We start from the raw sequence: 16,363 nt of genomic DNA on the forward strand, positions 1-16,363 counted from the left end.
TTTCAGACTCGCGCGCGATGCTTTAAGCTTATAATATTTCGCAAGCCGCTTTTGCGCAACATGCCGTTGGGAGAAGACCATGACCGAAGCCTTCATCTGTGACTATATCCGCACGCCGATCGGCCGCTTTGGCGGATCGCTCTCCTCCGTCCGCGCCGATGATCTCGGTGCGGTGCCGCTGAAGGCGCTGATCGAGCGCAACGGCTCGGTCGATTGGGAGGCCATCGACGACGTGATCTATGGATGCGCCAACCAGGCGGGCGAGGACAATCGCAACGTCGCGCGCATGGCAAGCCTGCTGGCCGGCCTGCCGATTTCGGTGCCCGGCACGACGATCAACCGGCTTTGCGGCTCGGGCATGGATGCCGTCATCGCGGCTGCCCGCGCCATCCGCGCCGGCGAGGCTGATTTGATGATCGCCGGCGGCGTTGAGAGCATGTCGCGCGCGCCCTTCGTCATTCCCAAGGCCGAAAGCGCCTTTTCGCGCAATGCCGAGATCTACGACACCACCATCGGCTGGCGCTTCATCAATCCCGTGATGAAGAAGCAATATGGCGTCGACTCCATGCCGGAAACCGGTGAGAACGTCGCGGAAGACTACAAGGTCAGCCGCGAAGACCAGGACGCCTTTGCCGTCCGTTCGCAGGCAAAGGCAGCCGCGGCACAGGAAAACGGCAGGCTTGCCAAGGAAATCATCTCGGTGACGATCCCGCAGCGCAAGGGTGATCCTGTTATCGTCGGCAAGGACGAGCATCCGCGCGCAACCTCGATGGAAGCACTTGCCAAGCTCGGCACACCTTTCAAGAAGGAAGGCGGCACGGTGACGGCAGGTAACGCCTCCGGCGTCAACGATGGCGCGGCCGCGCTCATCATTGCGTCTGAAGCAGCAGCTAAAAAATATGGCCTTACGCCGATTGCCCGCATCCTTGGCGGGGCGGCCGCCGGTGTCCCTCCGCGTATCATGGGGATCGGCCCGGTTCCAGCTTCGCGCAAACTGATGGCCCGCCTCGGCATGCGCCAAGAGCAGTTCGACGTCATCGAATTGAACGAAGCCTTCGCCTCGCAAGGGCTTGCCGTGCTGCGCGAACTCGGCATTGCCGATGACGACGCGCGCGTCAACCGCAACGGCGGCGCCATCGCGCTCGGTCATCCGCTTGGCATGTCGGGTGCGCGCATCACCGGCACGGCTGCCCTGGAGCTCAAGGAAACCGGCGGACGCTATTCGCTTTCCACCATGTGCATCGGCGTCGGCCAGGGCATCGCCATCGCGCTGGAACGGGTCTGATCGTTCCGGCTTGCCCATGATCCGCCGCCGAATACGGCGGATTATGCCCGCTGCCGAGCGCCCGATATTAGCCTGCGGCGGCGGCAATCAGCGATAATCTGGAACGGCAAAGGCTTTGGCGCGTTTTCCCGCTGCTCAGTGGGATCAGTCCATGCCATCACGCCAGAATGTCTCGAAGCCATTTTCGTCAAACGCCGTTATCATTCTCATTACCATCACCCTGTTGCTGTCGATTGCGCAATCCGCCTTCGCTGCTGAGGGGCAGAAAGCCAGCCACCCTTCGGAAGGGCTGTTCCTGATTCAGATCGTTCTGCTTGTGGTCTCAGGCAGGCTGCTTGGCGAATTCATGGTGCGTATCGGCCAGCCATCGATCATGGGCCAGATCATCGCCGGCATCATTCTCGGTCCCTCCCTCTTCGGCCTGATCTTTCCGCATGCACAGGCGAGCCTTTTCCCTTCGGAAGGTGCGCAAAAGAGCATGACCGATGCGGTCGGCCAGCTCGGCATTCTCTTTCTTCTACTGCTTGCCGGCATGGAGACCGATCTCGGTCTTGCAAAACGCCTGCGCAAATCCGCGGCCGGCGTCTCGCTGACCGGCATTGTCATTCCGTTTGCTGCAGGTTTTGCGCTGGGCGAGCTCATCCCCGACGCCTTGCTTCCTGATCCTCAAAAGCGGTTGGTCACCTCCCTTTTTCTCGGCACTGCGCTTTCCATCTCCTCGGTGAAGATCGTCGCTTCCGTAGTGCGCGAGATGGACTTCATGCGCCGGAACGTCGGCCAACTGATCGTCGCCTCCGCCATCATCGACGATACGATCGGATGGGTCATCATTGCCATAACGTTCGGCCTTGCCGAAAAAGGCACGGTCGATCTCACGACGCTCGGGACCAGCGTCGTCGGCACATTGGCCTTCATGGCCGTCAGCTTCACCGTCGGCAGACGGGTGGTCTTCGAAATCATCCGCTGGACCAACGACAATTTCCGCAGCGACCTGCCCGTGCTCAGCGCCATCGTCGCAATCATGGGCACGATGGCGATCATCACCAATTTCATCGGTGTCCATACCGTGCTCGGCGCCTTCGTCTCCGGCATTCTGGTCGGTGAATCGCCGATTCTCACACGTCAGATCGATGTGCAGCTCCGCGCCTTGACGACGGCGCTCTTCATGCCCGTCTTCTTCGGACTGACGGGCCTGCAGACCGATCTCACCGTGCTGGCCGATCCCTCGATATTGCTGCTGACGGCTGCTGTCGTGATCATAGCGAGCGTCGGCAAGTTCGGCGGCGCTTTTGCCGCCGCCAGGTTCGGCGGCTATTCGGCATCGGAGGCCCTGGCGCTCGGCTGCGGCATGAATGCACGGGGATCGACGGAGGTGATCGTCGCGACTATAGGCTTGTCGGTCGGCGTGCTGGACGAAAAGCTCTTTTCCGTCATCGTCGCCATGGCCGTCATCACCACGATGGCGATGCCGCCGACGCTTCGGTGGGCGCTTGCCCGCCTGCCACTGCGCGAAGAAGAGCGCAATCGTCTGGAGCGCGAACAGTTCGAAAGCGAGAGCTTCCTCGGAAATTTTGAGCGCATCCTGCTGGCTGTCGACGGTTCACAAAGCAGCCGCCTGGCAACCTGGATAGCCGCTTTCTTCGCGGTGACGCGCAAGATGCCCGTCACGGTGATGGATGCGCGCGGAGCCGAGGAAACTCCAGACACGCCCGGTGCTATGGGAGCCTTGCATCCAGCGTCGCACGCCAAGGCAATCGCCGAAGATTTGCGCCAATACACCACCGATCTGCTTGCGTCGGCGCCACCGGGGCAGAACTTGGCTGGCGAAGGCGATATCCATGTGACAATCCGAGAAAAGAGCGACAAGCTCGAAACCGCACTCGAAGACGTGTCCGATACAGGCCACGATCTTCTCCTGGCGGGCATCGAACCCTCCATGGGAGACGATGGCCGCTTCGGCCCGTCGCTGCAGGTCATGACATCGTCGTTCCAGGGAACTCCGGCGATCATCACGGCACGCGGCCCGCTTCCGAAGCATCCGGGAGATCTGCGGATACTGCTTCCCGTCAGTGGCACCGAACGCTCCATCCGCGCCGCTGAATTCGGCCTCGCGATCGCAAAGGCGGCAAACGCCCATTGCGCGCTGTTGTTAATCGTCGAGCCGCGCCGCGCCAGCGCTATTCCGCGCATCAGCGACCGAGGCAATGACCATCGGGATATTTTGAATAAGGTCGACGCCATTGCAGATTATTATGGCGTGCAGGTTGAAAAAGTCGTGCAGCAAGGCCCCTCGCCGGAACTCTCGATCCTGCGGCATGCGCGCAGCGGCGGATATAATCTGATCGTGCTCGGCGTAAGTAAAAGAGCCAGTGGCAGCCTTTCCTACGGAAGCGTCGCCGACACGGTGCTGCAGACCGCCGACAGATCCTGCATTTTCATCGAAACCGATCTGGCCTCCTCCTCGCCGTCAATTCGCGAATAGGCCGACCATCAGCCGTGGGATGAATCAGGAGAATCAATGAAAGACATCAACGCTATTCATTTTTCCTAAGCTGCCTCCTAGTCCATATTGGCCGACAATATGATTTGACCGAGCGCACCGATGTCCGACCTTGCCCTTTCGCGTGACCACGAAGAAGCCGATACGCGGGAGGGATGGAAGGTTGTCGCCGCGACCCATGTGCTGACGGCCGTGACCTTCGGCGCCGCCTATTCCTTCTCCGCCACCTTGCCGGGGCTTGCTGCGGAGTTTAGCGCCTCTCGCGGCGAGATTGCCCTCGTCTTCTCCATCTCCGCATTCCTCTTCTATTCGCTCGGCGCGATTGCCGGGCCGCTCGCTGACAGATGGTCGTCGCGCAGCCTGGTTCTTCTGGGGCTTGCTGCCATGATCCTCGGCTATATCGGCGCTAGCCGCGCGGGATCGCTCGTGTCGCTCTATATCTGGTACGGCTTCGGCGTTGGCCTGGGGATCGGCCTCTCCTACGTTCCAGCCCTTGGCGCCGTACAATCCTGGTTTATCCGCAGACGCAGCCAGGCGTCCGGCGTCGCGACTGCCGGGATTGGCCTTGGTACCCTGGTGCTGCCCTTTGCGATCGGCCAAGCGCTGCCCTTCATGGGCTGGCGAGGCTGCTTCATCGCGCTTGCATGTCTATTTGCCGTGGTCGGATTGCCGGCCGCAATGCTCATCCGCAAAAGGCGTGACAATCCGGATCCATCCCGGAATCGAGCGGACAAGCATGCAAATGCTGCCATATGGCGGGACAGACGGTTCTATCTTTTCTATGCCGTGCTTGTTCTGTCGTCGTTTTGCACTTTCATTCCCTATGTCCATATCGTTGCAGCAGCCCAGGACATGGGTCTCTCGCTGCAAGACGGGACCACTCTTGTCGGCCTTATTGGCGTAGGCAACGTGGTCGGTCGCTTTTTCCTGGCCGGGCTCGGCGATCGCTTCGGCCGGCGCCGGCTATTGGCGTCTCTGACATTTGCCGTCGCCGCGTCCTTTGCTCTCTGGGCATCGGCATCAGGCATGATCCAGCTGGCATTGTTCGCACTGACGTTCGGCATGAGCTATGGCGGCTGCGTCGGCCTTTATCCCGCTGTGGCCGCCGATCTGTTCGGGACGCGCAATATCGGCGCCGTCATCGGATATCTCTATACGGCGGTCGGTATCGCAGCCTTGATCGGGCCGACGGCAGCCGGTTTTATTTTCGACCATACCGGCAGCTATTCCGGTCCGATTATCGCAAGCGGCCTCGCCGCTTTTGCGGCTGGTTTCATGGCACTGCGCCTTGGGCACGAATAGCACCATTGGTGGCGGTGATTGTCAGAGTTGGGCTGCGATGGCCGCCTTGTCGATGATTGACCAGACATGCCGAATTCGTCCATCCAGAAACTCATAAAAGACATTCTCAGCGAATTGGACCCTTCTGCCGTTCACCGCCATGCCGAACAACAGCCCCGTCGGTCTGCAATCAAATTGCAGGCGACATGCGACACGCGGCGGCTCGCAGATGAGCAGAGCGATATCGAAATGAAGATCGGGGATGGCGCGAAAATCACCTTCGAGCATTTGCCGATAGCCTGACAACCCCACATGGGCGCTATTATACCATACGTCTTCATGGACGAATTTGCGCAGATTCGGCCAATCCTGCCCGTTGAGACAGGCAATGTACCCTCGATAGATCTCGGAAAGGTCGGTGCTTGCCATTCTCATCACCCTCGGCTGGGTGACAGCCGGTTTCTCACGCAGTCGCCTGCAGACGCCGGTGGCCGGCATTCATCATTGCAATGGGATGCTTGAGCGCCGGTGCCGGTCGGCCGATATGGTATCCCTGAACGGCGTCGATGCCAAAGGATTTGACGAGATTGAGCTGCTCTTCGTCTTCCACGCCCTCGACCAGGATGCGGTGGCCACGATTGCGGACCAGGCCGATAATATCCTCGAGCAGAATCTTGGCGCCGTCGTTGTTTGCCGCATCATGCAGGAAGGATTTGTCGATCTTGACGGTTTCAAACTCCATCAGGCGAAGCCATGACAACCCGGCAAAGCCTGTGCCGAAATCATCCAGCCAGAATTTGATGCCGAGCTTCTTCAGATCCTGGATGCTGTCGAGCACATCCGGGCGTATTTCCATGTCGACGCCCTCGGTGATTTCGAACGCAACCCTATGACCCGAAACGCCCGTTTCCGCCAAAATAGCTGCGACCTGCGCGGCGAAACCCGGGGCGCGCAGCTGGATCGGGGAAACATTGATGCTGACGGTGTCGACAATATCGCGGGTGAGCAAATCGCAGCATGCTCTTCTGATTGCCCAGTAACCGAGCTCGATAATGGCGCCCGTGCGCTCCGCGACAGGAATAAAGACAGCCGGTGAAGAATTCGACCCATCAAGCAGCTGCAGACGCATCAGAGCCTCGTAAGCGCCGATCTCTCCGGTCCTGAGATATTGAATCGGTTGATAGACCAGCGAAACGAGATTTTGCTGAATGGCGATCTTCAGGATGGCCGCGATGTTTTCGCTCGCATCCCCGCCGGGCAGCTCGTTCGGGTCGAATATCCGTGCGCAATTGCGGCCGCTCGCCTTTGCGGAATAAAGAGCGCGGTCGGCCTCGTTGATCACATTCTCCAGTTTCGCACCGGCGACGTCTCTGGTAATCGTCGCTCCGACACTGACGGTGACATGCCGGAAACCGTCCAGACGCTGCGCGTGGACGATATCGAGAGCTTCGATCCCCTGGCAGATCGCCTCCGCCAGCGCCAGCGCATCCGAGCTGCTCTCCAGATCTAGAATGACGATGAATTCCTCGCCGCCGTAACGCCCGACCGTCGCCCCTAGTGGCGCGACGATATTCGACAGCGCGTTGGCTACCGTGACGAGACAGTGATCGCCCTCCTGATGGCCATAATAGTCATTGTACTTCTTGAAGAAGTCGACATCGACCAGAAGAATGGCAAAAGGAGCGCGCTTTTCGCGCCAACGATCCCAAAACTGCTTCAGCCTTATGTCAGCGGCTCTTCTATTTTCCATTCCAGTCAGGGAATCGGTAATGGAAAGCCGCAGAAGCGCCTCGCCGCGCTCCGTCGCCTGCTGCTGCTGCAATTCCGCTTCTCGCGCATTGAGGAAGACGTTGAAACGTTCCTTGTTCAATTTCCAGTTCACATAGGAGGTGAACACGAAGCAGCAGAGATAGAAGGTCGTAAAGGCCAGGCAATAGGCGGCGCTGTAGTGAAATTCCGTCAGCGACAGCAGGAAAAAGGCAAAGATCAGCCCCGACGAGGCAAGTGCAAGACCGAACTCGAGACTGAAGAACAGGTTAACGCCCATCATGAAGATGGCACCGAAGGCGGCATAATAAGAGAATGCCTCGGCATTGGTCGTCTGCAATGCCGGCAGCAGCCAGACGACATATCCAAGGACGACAGCTGCCGCACAGGTCGCCTCCAGCTCGCCGGCACGACGCTGGCGGGAAAACTGTGTTTCCAGCACCAGAAGCGAAAAACCGCCGATCAGGAACCGTGCGGGAATCGTCACATGCGAGACATCCGGAATGAAGACCAGATCCGTGATGAGGAATAGGACATAGACGGGCACGGCAAGCCACAGACCGCTGCGAGCCAGGGCGCGCCGCGCATCATTACTATAGGCTTTGTAGAGCACACGCAGCTCATCGGGACGATCCGTGCCCAGAGCAGCGCTCCGGCCAAGTTCGCTTCCTCCCGACAATTGACGCATGCTCATCATCACCCGAGTTAGCCGAGACTTCATGTCCACCGCGTTACCTTTGCGTCGCTCGAATGAACCAATCGCTCGCTTCACCACGGCGGCCAATTTGATCCGTTTGATAACGACAGCGTTGACGCAGCGACATTAACAAAACCATAGCGCTCAATTTTTATCTGAGATATGGTTTGCGGAGTGTTCACGGAATGATTTAAAATTGAAACAATTTCAAACCGCTCTAGATGGCTTCAGCCTCGTTACCTCCCAGTCCATCTCGGAACATACGAGATCGTCCGGTAACAACATTGCAACCGACCAAATAAAGGAGGGCGAGGCCGAACTCGCCCTCATTCTCTCCCTTACGCAGCAGGCGTTCGAAGCAAACGCGCCCGTTCCAGGCACCATGAAAGCCTTGACGGAGCGTCTGCAGGCGCTGAAAAACAAGACGACACCCCTGACCTGGGCGCATCTGGCCTCGGTGGCGCAGGGGCACCCGGTGTCGTCCTACCTGCTACAGGATCCTCTGACGCGATGGTCCTTCGAAAAGCCGCGCGGCTATAGCGGGGATGCCTATCTGCTGGATTTCATCTATGAACATCCAGCCGTTGCCGCACAGGTGGCGGAAGCTTCGGCGCTGGGCGCAGAAGTTTACGATTTCACCCGGCGTGCAGCATCCGCCGTCGCCGTGCGCGAAAGGCGTGAGATCCTGGCAGCCCATGTCGATGCGGTGGCGGAGGCGACGGATGGCGCCGAAGTCCTGGCAATCGCGGCCGGCCATCTTCGCGAAGCCGAGCTCTCCCAAGCTCTGCAGAGCGGCAGGCTCAAGCGCTGGGTCGCACTTGATCAGGATCCCGTCAGCGTCGGGACGGTGAGCTCGGCTTTCCATGGCAGCTGCATCGAAGCGATCAACGGCTCCGTTCGCACCATTTTGGGACGCGCGCAGAAGCTCGGCACGTTCGACTTCATCTATGCAGCCGGCCTTTACGATTATCTGGCCGAAAGCGTAGCCGTGCGTCTGACGGAGCGCTGCCTGCAGATGCTGAAGCCCGGCGGCAAGTTCCTGCTTGCAAACTTCGCCAAGGATATCGGTGTCGAAGGTTACATGGAAACCTTCATGAACTGGCCGCTGATCTGGCGAACGGATGAGGATGTCCAGTCGATCATCGACAAGGTCAAGCATCCGATCGCCGATGTTTCTCTGACACGCGGCGAAAACGGCGGCGTCATATACGCCGTTCTGACCGTATAGCCGACCGCAAGCGTGATAGCCGGCTAAGCCGCGCTGCGGCTTGGCCGGCAAAGTCGCAGCAGCGCAAGCACCAGAAGATTGACCAAGATGATTGCTGCGATAGCGGCAGGCGCTGCTGTATTCGGCGCCAATATCTGTTGACGCAACAAATAACCCGATACCAGAAACGGCGTATTCCAGATCAATGCGCCGCAGAATGTCGCGATGGCAAAGCCTGGCGCCGGCACGGCGAGCACGCCTGCCGGCAATGCCATATAGGCGCGAACGACAGGCACAAGCTGGCCGAAGAGCGTGGCCCGCATGGGGTGACCATGATAATTGCGCTTCAGGCGCAGATACCACTCTTCTTTAATCTCCAGACGCCGGGTCATTCTCAGCACGACGAGGTCGCCACGCTCAGGTCCCAGCCAACGGCCTATTCCATACCAGAACAGCGAGCCTGCCATTGAACCGGCAGCGGTAGCGGCTATCACTGCGGGCAAATCAACTGGGTGGGCGACACCCAGCATGCCGATCATCAAGAACAGGGCGATCGATGGTAGGATGGGGACAAGCTTCTCGATCGCGGAACATAGTGCAAGACCAAGCAGTCCCCATGCCGCCAGATCGGGCAGGATATCCAACAGATAGGAGGAGCCGCTCATGTGGCAGTAGCCGGAGAATTTATCGGCCTGCGGCGGACGATCTTGTAGACCCTGGCAGGCGGAAAGTTGCGAAGCACCTGGCCCTGCAGCGTTGCCTTGAAACCAAACCGGTCAAGCAGGCGGTGCGGTATCGGACAGCGCAGGCCATAGGTGAACTGATAGAGCGCCCCGCCCTCGCGCAGTCTCGCCGAGACCGCGGTCAAAATGGCAATGACCGTCTTCGGCGACATGTTGAGCAGCGGCAATCCGCTGATGGCACAGCCAAACTGCTCTCCTTCCGGCAGGCCGTAAGCATCAAGCCGTGCAGCATCGGCGCAGATGACACGGGCATCAGGAAACCGCTGGCGAAGCATGCTGGCAAAACTATCAGCGGATTCAATCAGCGTAATATCGCTTTCGCATATGCCGCGTGCGAGAAGGGCTCGTGTGAACACTCCCGTGCCCGGGCCAAGCTCGAGAACCGGTCCCGCCGAAGGACCGATTTCGCTTGTAATCAGATCGGCCAGCACCGGGCCGGAGGGGGCAATCGCTCCCACCATGCGCGGATTGGTCAGCAGAGTTCGCAGAAATAATGATGTGTTTGACATGTGTTCCCGCCAATACGGCCTCAGGAGATTCGCCTGCACGACAGGCTTTTCCTAGGGGGAGCCGATTGCGAGAACATTGCATCGGGAGCCGATAGGCTATTCGGCCATCGGAAAGCTTAATCTGAAGGCCGCGCCACCCGTCGGTCCATCGAGGACACAGACCTTTCCACCATGGAGCCTGGCAATTTCCTCGACGAGGTTCAGCCCGAGGCCGAACCCCTTAGTGCGTCCCTGGAGACGATGAAACGGCTCGAAGATACGGTCCCGTTCTTCCTCCGGGATACCGCTTCCTTCGTCGCTTACGGTGATGCCGGTGGCGCGAGCGACATTGACGGTGATCCTGCCACGGCGGCCACCATGCTGGATCGCGTTCTGTACGAGGTTGGTCACGGCCCGCTCGATGGCCATGCGATCGCCAAGGACTTCCACGGCCTCCTCGTCCTTGATGAAGCAGGGTTCATAATTGGCGGCGATCGCGAGCGGCGCTAGTTCTGAAACGACGTGTTCAGCGACCTCCACGAGATCAACCGAAACCGGCTCAAAGCGGTGATTGAGGCGCTGAAGATCGAGGAACTGCTCGGCAAGCGTCGCAAGGCGGACGGTATCTTCGAAGAGCCGCTCCTTCAAAGGGCCTGCCGGCAGGCCATCGAGACGTGCCTGCAGGATCGCAACCGGGGTCCGCCATTCATGGGCAAGATGGGAGAAAAGACGCTTCTGCCGCTCATAGCCTTCGTCCAGCCGCCTCAGCGCATCATTGACGGCTTCGACAAGCGGCAGGATTTCACGCGGGACATCGTCGACCGGCAGCCGCGTCCCCTGGCGATTGATATCGATCTGCCCGGCGCGGGCAACGGCGGAATCCAGCGAGGAAAAAGCGCGGCGAACCACGAGCGGTGCTGCAATCATCGTTGCGATCGCCGTGACGATCAACAGCGGCAGAAGGGCGCTGAAGAAGACGATGCCGACCGCACCAAGGATGCGGACCGTCGACACGGTACCGTCCACGCCCGTCAGAACCTGGATCTCGCCAGCCGGAGACGACACCCATTGCAGCCGGGCAGCGGGTACGGTGCTGCCACCGAGATTGCTGCCGAAACGGGCCTGTCCGATGCCGTCGAGCGCAGCGCCGAACGCTGCATAGGCCGGCGGCGCGTTTCCGCCCTTGATTGTGGCGCCGCTGCGATCGCGCACGACGAACCAGAGACCTGGCAGGTTCTCGCGCCGCGCCAAAAGCGCCGATGTTTCTGTCAGTACAAGGGCGCCATTCTGATCGCGGCCAATCGACCGAGAGATGGCATCGATGGTCTCGTCTTCCGGCTGAAGCGAGATAAAGCTGCCGGTCGCCCACAAGGCGGCGACGATGAGCATCGCAAGCAGCGACAGGAAAATCGCCTGCAGGAATGACAGGTGCGATACGAGACGCCATCGCAGGGAAGGCTGGCTTGCGCTCATGATTTCAGTCTCATCAGATAGCCGATGCCGCGAACGGGATGGATCTCCAGGCCGGACTCCACGGAGGCAAGCTTGCGACGAAGACGGGAGATATGCGCATCCAGCGTATTCGACTGGATATCTTCGCTGAATCCGTAAACGGCCTCTTCCAGAGCATGGCGCGGTACCGTGCGGCCAAGCCGGCGCGCAAGCGCCTCGAAGACCAGAACTTCCCGGCGCGGCAATTCGAGCCGCTCGCCCTCAATCAGGATATCGTGGCATCCGAAGTCATAGGACAGCCTGCCGAAATTCACCACCTCGGTCCGCAACTCGCCGGGGCGTCTCAGAATGGCGCGCAATCGCGCCAGCAGTTCTTCAATGGCAAATGGTTTGACGATGTAATCGTCGGCGCCGGTATCGAGACCACCGATGCGATCGCCGAGATCGCCGCGCGCCGTCAACACGATGACGGGCGTATCGATGCCGGCAGCCCTCAGCTTTGGAATGATCGACAAGCCATCTCCATCCGGAACCTGCCGGTCGAGAAGAATGGCATCATAAGGGAGATTTATCGCAGCCTCTTCGGCATCTGCCAGCATCGACACGTGATCGACGACGGCATCGCGAGCCCGCAATGCAGCGCTCAGCGCCGCAGCCATTTCCGGCTCGTCCTCTAGCAACAAGATCCGCAATGAACCATCCCCACAAATGGAACGACTGCATTGCATAAGCGGATTGCGGGAAGATTGCGACCCTCTCCTGGCGGCACATCATTATTCACTGGAGAATTCAAACCGATATGCTGCCGGCACGGGAAGATATCGGCCAGTTTCGGCTTTCGACGCCAGTCAGGTCGCAGGGGAAGGCATCGCCTCCCCCTGCGATATCCGCCGCGCGGCGGATAGGTAAGCTACAGCGGACGGAGTAGCGAGCCCACCATGCAAATGGTTTCCCGCCCGTCCCGATTTCGCTGCCGCACCGCCATTCTCGAACCAACAGAGATCGAGAAGGACGAGCCGTAAAGCGTCCATCTGCATCAAACCCACCTCATTTAAGGCGGCTCACATGCAACGCCAGCAAGCTGCGATAATCCAGCCCTTCCTCACGCTCGGGAAGGCCGATATCACGAAGCTGATAATTCGATAATCCGGATACCCCCTCATAGATCTGCCGCCGTTTCCAGGCGACAAACAACAGGGCGCGTGCAGTCCTCCAGACACCGAATTTCTGGTACAGTTCATCGATCGTTGCCGCCAAACTCTCGGCAACTATAAATTGTGAATGAGTCATCGTTTTTCCTGGCGCAATCACGCGACCAGGTCCTCTTGAAGCTTGACCGACTTCAGGAGCGGATGCGTCAACGACGCACCAAGTTATTCCCTGGGCAGGTCATATAGGTTTAATGGGAAAACGCCTAAGCGGCGACAGATAAAGCTTTTTAAAGCCTTAATTATAGAATCGTCGTGCAGTTGGTGCAGCGCACACCAAGGCCATCGACATCATTCCGCCGGAGACGTATGTAAACATATGTAGATTATGCATGTCACGCCTCCCTGTTCGATTTGCGGATGGGCGTATCATACGCGAGATTCGGAAATCGGCAACCCCACAATTTCGAATTGCAAATATCCGGCACGATATGTTGCATCAAAGCAACGGTGATGACGGTGTCAAATCGGCTGCAAAGCAGATCCGACGACGAGCAGAACTTTCAGAGCTCACTAGAACGAATTGACGATACCGCCGCCGGTGCGCATCTGCTGCACCATGATATGGGCATGGTAGTGCATGGCGCATTTGATGGCATAGATTTGCAGGATGACGGGAGAGCGCCGATGCCGCAGGAGATTGAAAAGCCGTGCACGGTAAGTGGCGCGCAAATCCGCCTCCTTCACCCGGCGCATCAGCCGGAGGAAAATCCCGACCGCCTCGAGGGCCCATGTCGTGTTGAGCGCCAGCAAACGCAGCGGATGGCGGCGCAGATGGCGTAAGCGGGTACTTTCCGGTTCGATACGCGCATCGATGTAAAGCGCATCCAGCCTATCGAAATAGGCGGCCGGCTCATGCAGATCGCTCAAGACCGAAAGATATCCGTCCCGCAAGGTTTCGCGCGAAAGCTTGAGCGGGATGACATTGGTGCCGTAGGCGGGCGGATCGTCATGATCGAGGCGCCCTTCCTTGGCGAGGCGTGTATAGAGCGGCGTCTTCGGGATCGCCGCCAGCATGCCGATCATGGCGTTGACGATGCGCGCATCCCTGATGAAGACCCGCTGCGCATCGAAAATGGTCGCATCGTCGCTGTCGAAGCCCAGAATCATGCCGCACCAGACTTCCATGCCGGTCTGCTGGATCGTGTGGATTTTCTCCAGCATCGTCCCGCCCTTGCGCAGGTTCTGCAGCTTCCTGGTTTCGCGCAACGCCTCCTCGTTCGGCGTCTCGATGCCGATGAAGACGGTGCGGATATTGGCATCGACCATCAGCTGCATCAGTTCGGCATCGTCAGCCAGATCAATCGACGCCTCCGTCAGGAACGTCATCGGGTAATGATGGCGCTCCTGCCAGGCGACGACATCACGCAACACTTCCTTGATCGCCTTCTTGTTGCCGATGAGATTGTCGTCGACGATAAAAGCCGTATCCATTCCGGACGCAAGCAGGGCCTCCATCTCGGCAATGATCTGTGTGCTGGTCTTGATGCGCGGCTTGCGGCCGAACACCACGATGATATCGCAGAAATCGCAGGTAAACGGACAGCCGCGCGAGAACTGGATGCTGCCAACAGCATATTCGTCCATCTTCAGGAGATCGAAGCGCGGCACGGGCACCTTGCTCATATCCGTCTTGTCAGCCTGTTCGTAGCGCCGGGCATGATGGCCTTCCTGCCATTCAGCCAGGAATTTGGGCCAGGTCTCTTCCGCCTCGCCGATGAAGGAGACATCGGCGAGGTTGCCGAAATAATCCTCCTTGACCGTAACCCAAGGTCCGCCGACGACGGTGAAACAGTTGCGCCGTTTGAGCTCGGTCAGGATTTCCGTCATACGAAAGCGCTGGACGATCATCCCCGTCAGCGCAACGATATCAGCCTTCTCGCACAGGCCGTAATCTATCGGCTCGATGTTCTCGTCCACCAGAGTGACGGTATGTTCGGCCGGCGTCAGCGCCGCCAGCAAAGGCAGGCAGGCCACCGGAAGGTTAGCTTTGACATCGAACAGCGGCAGAGCGTGCTCCATGCCCCAGTAGGAGGTTTCGAAACGCGGATTGATGATGACGATATGAGCCATTGAATGGTCCGCTCCATGATATGGATCTGGTTCGGTATTGCTTTGAGCCTGTATGTCATTTGCGGCTGCATGCGCCGGCCTTACGGCTGCGAAGCAGGGTTTTCCAGCATCGAGGCGGCTGTCTTAGCAGCCCTATATGAGCTCAGGATTAAATTCGGGATGCTGACGACGCCATTGCCTCCTGGCGATCTCGTCGGCAGGTACCCATAAACATGGTTTGCAATGCCGATAAAAATTTTTGCGGCGGCAATGTCGAAATCGTCCCGATGCAATCGTCTTTATTCCAGACAGCCGCGAAAGGAGATTATCCTATCTTTCGCGCCTTGAGCTGAACCGGATGAAGGGAGCTGCAAAAATGAGTTCGTCCTATCGTTGGGTGATCGTTGGCGCCGGTGCGCTGATGACCTGTGTTGCGCTCGGCGCGATGTTTTCCCTCGCGATCTTTCAGGTGCCGATTGCCGCCGATACAGGCTGGTCGCATGCCGGCATCGCCGCCGCCATGACGCTGAATTTCCTGACCATGGGCCTCGGCGCCTTTGCCTGGGGAGCCGCAAGCGATCGCTTCGGCATCCGCATCGTGGTGGTGATAGGCGCGCTGCTGCTTGGGCTGGCGCTTGTCCTGGCAAGCCGGGCGAGCTCGCTTCTGCAATTCCAGCTGACCTACGGCATTCTCGTCGGCCTTGCCGCCAGCGCCTTCTTCGCACCGATGATCGCGGCGACAACCGCCTGGTTCGACAAGGGCAGAGGTCTTGCGGTGTCCCTGGTCTCAGCCGGCATGGGCGTCGCGCCGATGACGGTGTCCCCTTTCGCCCGCTACCTGATTTCGGCTTACGATTGGCGTTTTGCCATGCTTGTCATCGGCGTCATGGCCTGGGTTCTGCTGATACCGGCGGCGCTCCTGGTGCGGCGAGCACCTGTTCTTGCCGAAGCTACCGGCTTGGGCGGGCAGAGGGAAGAACGGAGCCTGCCTCTCGGGCGGATCTTCCGCTCGCCGCAGTTCCTCGTGCTCGGCGCGACCTTCTTTGCCTGCTGTGCAGCCCATTCCGGACCGATCTTCCACATGGTCAGTTACGCCACCATCTGTGGTGTGGGGCCGATGGCGGCGGTCAGCATCTACAGTGTCGAGGGCCTTGCGGGTCTTGGCGGCCGTCTCCTTTACGGGACGCTGGCGGACAGGCTCGGTGTGAAACCGGTGCTGGTCGCCGGCCTCTTGGTGCAGGCGGCGGCACTTGCCACCTATCTGCTGGTCAGCGAACTCGGCGAATTCTATGCGCTGGCGGTCGTCTTCGGCAGCGCCTATGGCGGCGTGATGCCGCTTTATGCCGTGCTGGCGCGCGAATATTTCGGGCCGCGCGTCATCGGCACCGTCTTTGGAGCGGCATCGATGCTCTCAAGCATCGGCATGGCCGCCGGACCTCTGATCGGCGGCTGGATCTTCGATACCTTCGCCAATTATTCCTGGCTCTTCATCGGCTCGTCGATGGTGGGGCTGGGGGCGGCCGCGATCGCGCTTGCCTTTCCGCCAATGCGGCGCCTGCAGCTGCAGCCGGCTTGAAACAAGCCGAAGACGACCCGAATCCGCTTCTGTGAACCGTGCCGGGTGCGTCATATTTCGCCGCGCCCGGCAGCACTTTTCACGGCGGCAGGCCCCTGCCGTTAGGC

The 16,363-nt window shown here is 59.4% G+C and carries 13 protein-coding genes; 5 read left to right on the top strand and 8 right to left on the bottom strand.

Translation table 11 applies throughout. From position 1 onward, the window contains the following. Positions 1-79: 79 nt before the first annotated feature. The 3 genes from pcaF (at position 80) to RTCIAT899_RS29415 (ending at position 5,087) form a co-directional block, all read left to right on the top strand. On the top strand, positions 80-1,285 hold the full coding sequence (gene pcaF / locus RTCIAT899_RS29405; RefSeq protein WP_015343486.1) for a 3-oxoadipyl-CoA thiolase: 1,206 nt from the start codon (positions 80-82) through the stop codon (positions 1,283-1,285). Positions 1,286-1,436: 151 nt separating this feature from the next. After that, the gene (locus RTCIAT899_RS29410) at positions 1,437-3,767 is read left to right on the top strand and encodes a cation:proton antiporter domain-containing protein (protein ID WP_015343487.1); all 2,331 of its coding nucleotides are present in this window, start codon (positions 1,437-1,439) and stop codon (positions 3,765-3,767) included. Positions 3,768-3,887: 120 nt separating this feature from the next. Then, complete coding sequence (locus tag RTCIAT899_RS29415; protein WP_015343488.1) at positions 3,888-5,087, top strand: MFS transporter; 1,200 nt, start codon at positions 3,888-3,890, stop codon at positions 5,085-5,087. Positions 5,088-5,108: 21 nt separating this feature from the next. Here RTCIAT899_RS29415 and RTCIAT899_RS29420 read toward each other — a convergent pair whose 3' ends face one another. After that, positions 5,109-5,495, bottom strand: a complete 387-nt coding sequence (locus RTCIAT899_RS29420) for an ester cyclase (protein ID WP_015343489.1) — start codon at positions 5,493-5,495, stop codon at positions 5,109-5,111. 34 nt (positions 5,496-5,529) lie between these two features. Beyond that, a complete protein-coding gene (locus RTCIAT899_RS29425; protein WP_015343490.1) occupies positions 5,530-7,530 on the bottom strand; it encodes a putative bifunctional diguanylate cyclase/phosphodiesterase in 2,001 nt (666 codons plus the stop codon). Positions 7,531-7,726: 196 nt separating this feature from the next. Here RTCIAT899_RS29425 and RTCIAT899_RS29430 point away from each other — a divergent pair, with 196 nt between their 5' ends. Further along, entirely contained in the window at positions 7,727-8,758 is a 1,032-nt protein-coding gene (locus tag RTCIAT899_RS29430; RefSeq protein ID WP_015343491.1) for a class I SAM-dependent methyltransferase, read from the top strand. Positions 8,759-8,781: 23 nt separating this feature from the next. Here RTCIAT899_RS29430 and RTCIAT899_RS29435 read toward each other — a convergent pair whose 3' ends face one another. From RTCIAT899_RS29435 to RTCIAT899_RS29460, 6 genes are all read right to left on the bottom strand, one after another. After that, positions 8,782-9,402, bottom strand: coding sequence for a DedA family protein (locus RTCIAT899_RS29435; protein WP_015343492.1), 621 nt, complete (start codon positions 9,400-9,402; stop codon positions 8,782-8,784). Further along, a complete protein-coding gene (locus RTCIAT899_RS29440) occupies positions 9,399-9,989 on the bottom strand; it encodes a class I SAM-dependent methyltransferase (RefSeq protein WP_041678251.1) in 591 nt (196 codons plus the stop codon). The genes RTCIAT899_RS29435 and RTCIAT899_RS29440 overlap by 4 nt, the downstream gene beginning before the upstream one ends. Before the next feature lie 96 nt (positions 9,990-10,085). Then, the gene (locus tag RTCIAT899_RS29445; RefSeq protein WP_015343494.1) at positions 10,086-11,441 is read right to left on the bottom strand and encodes a sensor histidine kinase; all 1,356 of its coding nucleotides are present in this window, start codon (positions 11,439-11,441) and stop codon (positions 10,086-10,088) included. Beyond that, complete coding sequence (locus RTCIAT899_RS29450) at positions 11,438-12,112, bottom strand: response regulator transcription factor (RefSeq protein WP_041678252.1); 675 nt, start codon at positions 12,110-12,112, stop codon at positions 11,438-11,440. The genes RTCIAT899_RS29445 and RTCIAT899_RS29450 overlap by 4 nt, the downstream gene beginning before the upstream one ends. A 355-nt stretch (positions 12,113-12,467) precedes the next feature. Next, positions 12,468-12,710 carry a hypothetical protein gene (locus RTCIAT899_RS29455; RefSeq protein WP_015343496.1) on the bottom strand — a complete coding sequence of 81 codons (243 nt, stop codon included), beginning with the start codon at positions 12,708-12,710 and terminating at the stop codon, positions 12,468-12,470. 431 nt (positions 12,711-13,141) lie between these two features. Beyond that, positions 13,142-14,701 carry a B12-binding domain-containing radical SAM protein gene (locus tag RTCIAT899_RS29460; protein WP_015343497.1) on the bottom strand — a complete coding sequence of 520 codons (1,560 nt, stop codon included), beginning with the start codon at positions 14,699-14,701 and terminating at the stop codon, positions 13,142-13,144. A 355-nt stretch (positions 14,702-15,056) separates the two neighbouring features. On the opposite strand from RTCIAT899_RS29460, the gene RTCIAT899_RS29470 reads away from it, so the two are divergent. Further along, positions 15,057-16,256 carry an MFS transporter gene (locus RTCIAT899_RS29470; RefSeq protein WP_041678471.1) on the top strand — a complete coding sequence of 400 codons (1,200 nt, stop codon included), beginning with the start codon at positions 15,057-15,059 and terminating at the stop codon, positions 16,254-16,256. The last annotated feature ends 107 nt before the right edge of the window (positions 16,257-16,363 follow it).

Source organism: Rhizobium tropici CIAT 899 (assembly GCF_000330885.1).
GTDB classification, from domain to species: Bacteria; Pseudomonadota; Alphaproteobacteria; order Rhizobiales; family Rhizobiaceae; genus Rhizobium; species Rhizobium tropici.

Coding starts and splice junctions, on each gene's coding strand:
- RTCIAT899_RS29415 (WP_015343488.1), top strand. CDS start 3,888: ATGTCCGACCTTGCCCTTTCGCGTGACCACGAAGAAGCCGATACGCGG.
- RTCIAT899_RS29420 (WP_015343489.1), bottom strand. CDS start 5,495: ATGGCAAGCACCGACCTTTCCGAGATCTATCGAGGGTACATTGCCTGT.
- pcaF (WP_015343486.1), top strand. CDS start 80: ATGACCGAAGCCTTCATCTGTGACTATATCCGCACGCCGATCGGCCGC.
- RTCIAT899_RS29460 (WP_015343497.1), bottom strand. CDS start 14,701: ATGGCTCATATCGTCATCATCAATCCGCGTTTCGAAACCTCCTACTGG.
- RTCIAT899_RS29410 (WP_015343487.1), top strand. CDS start 1,437: ATGCCATCACGCCAGAATGTCTCGAAGCCATTTTCGTCAAACGCCGTT.
- RTCIAT899_RS29470 (WP_041678471.1), top strand. CDS start 15,057: ATGAGTTCGTCCTATCGTTGGGTGATCGTTGGCGCCGGTGCGCTGATG.
- RTCIAT899_RS29435 (WP_015343492.1), bottom strand. CDS start 9,402: ATGAGCGGCTCCTCCTATCTGTTGGATATCCTGCCCGATCTGGCGGCA.
- RTCIAT899_RS29455 (WP_015343496.1), bottom strand. CDS start 12,710: ATGACTCATTCACAATTTATAGTTGCCGAGAGTTTGGCGGCAACGATC.
- RTCIAT899_RS29445 (WP_015343494.1), bottom strand. CDS start 11,441: ATGAGCGCAAGCCAGCCTTCCCTGCGATGGCGTCTCGTATCGCACCTG.
- RTCIAT899_RS29425 (WP_015343490.1), bottom strand. CDS start 7,530: ATGATGAGCATGCGTCAATTGTCGGGAGGAAGCGAACTTGGCCGGAGC.
- RTCIAT899_RS29440 (WP_041678251.1), bottom strand. CDS start 9,989: ATGTCAAACACATCATTATTTCTGCGAACTCTGCTGACCAATCCGCGC.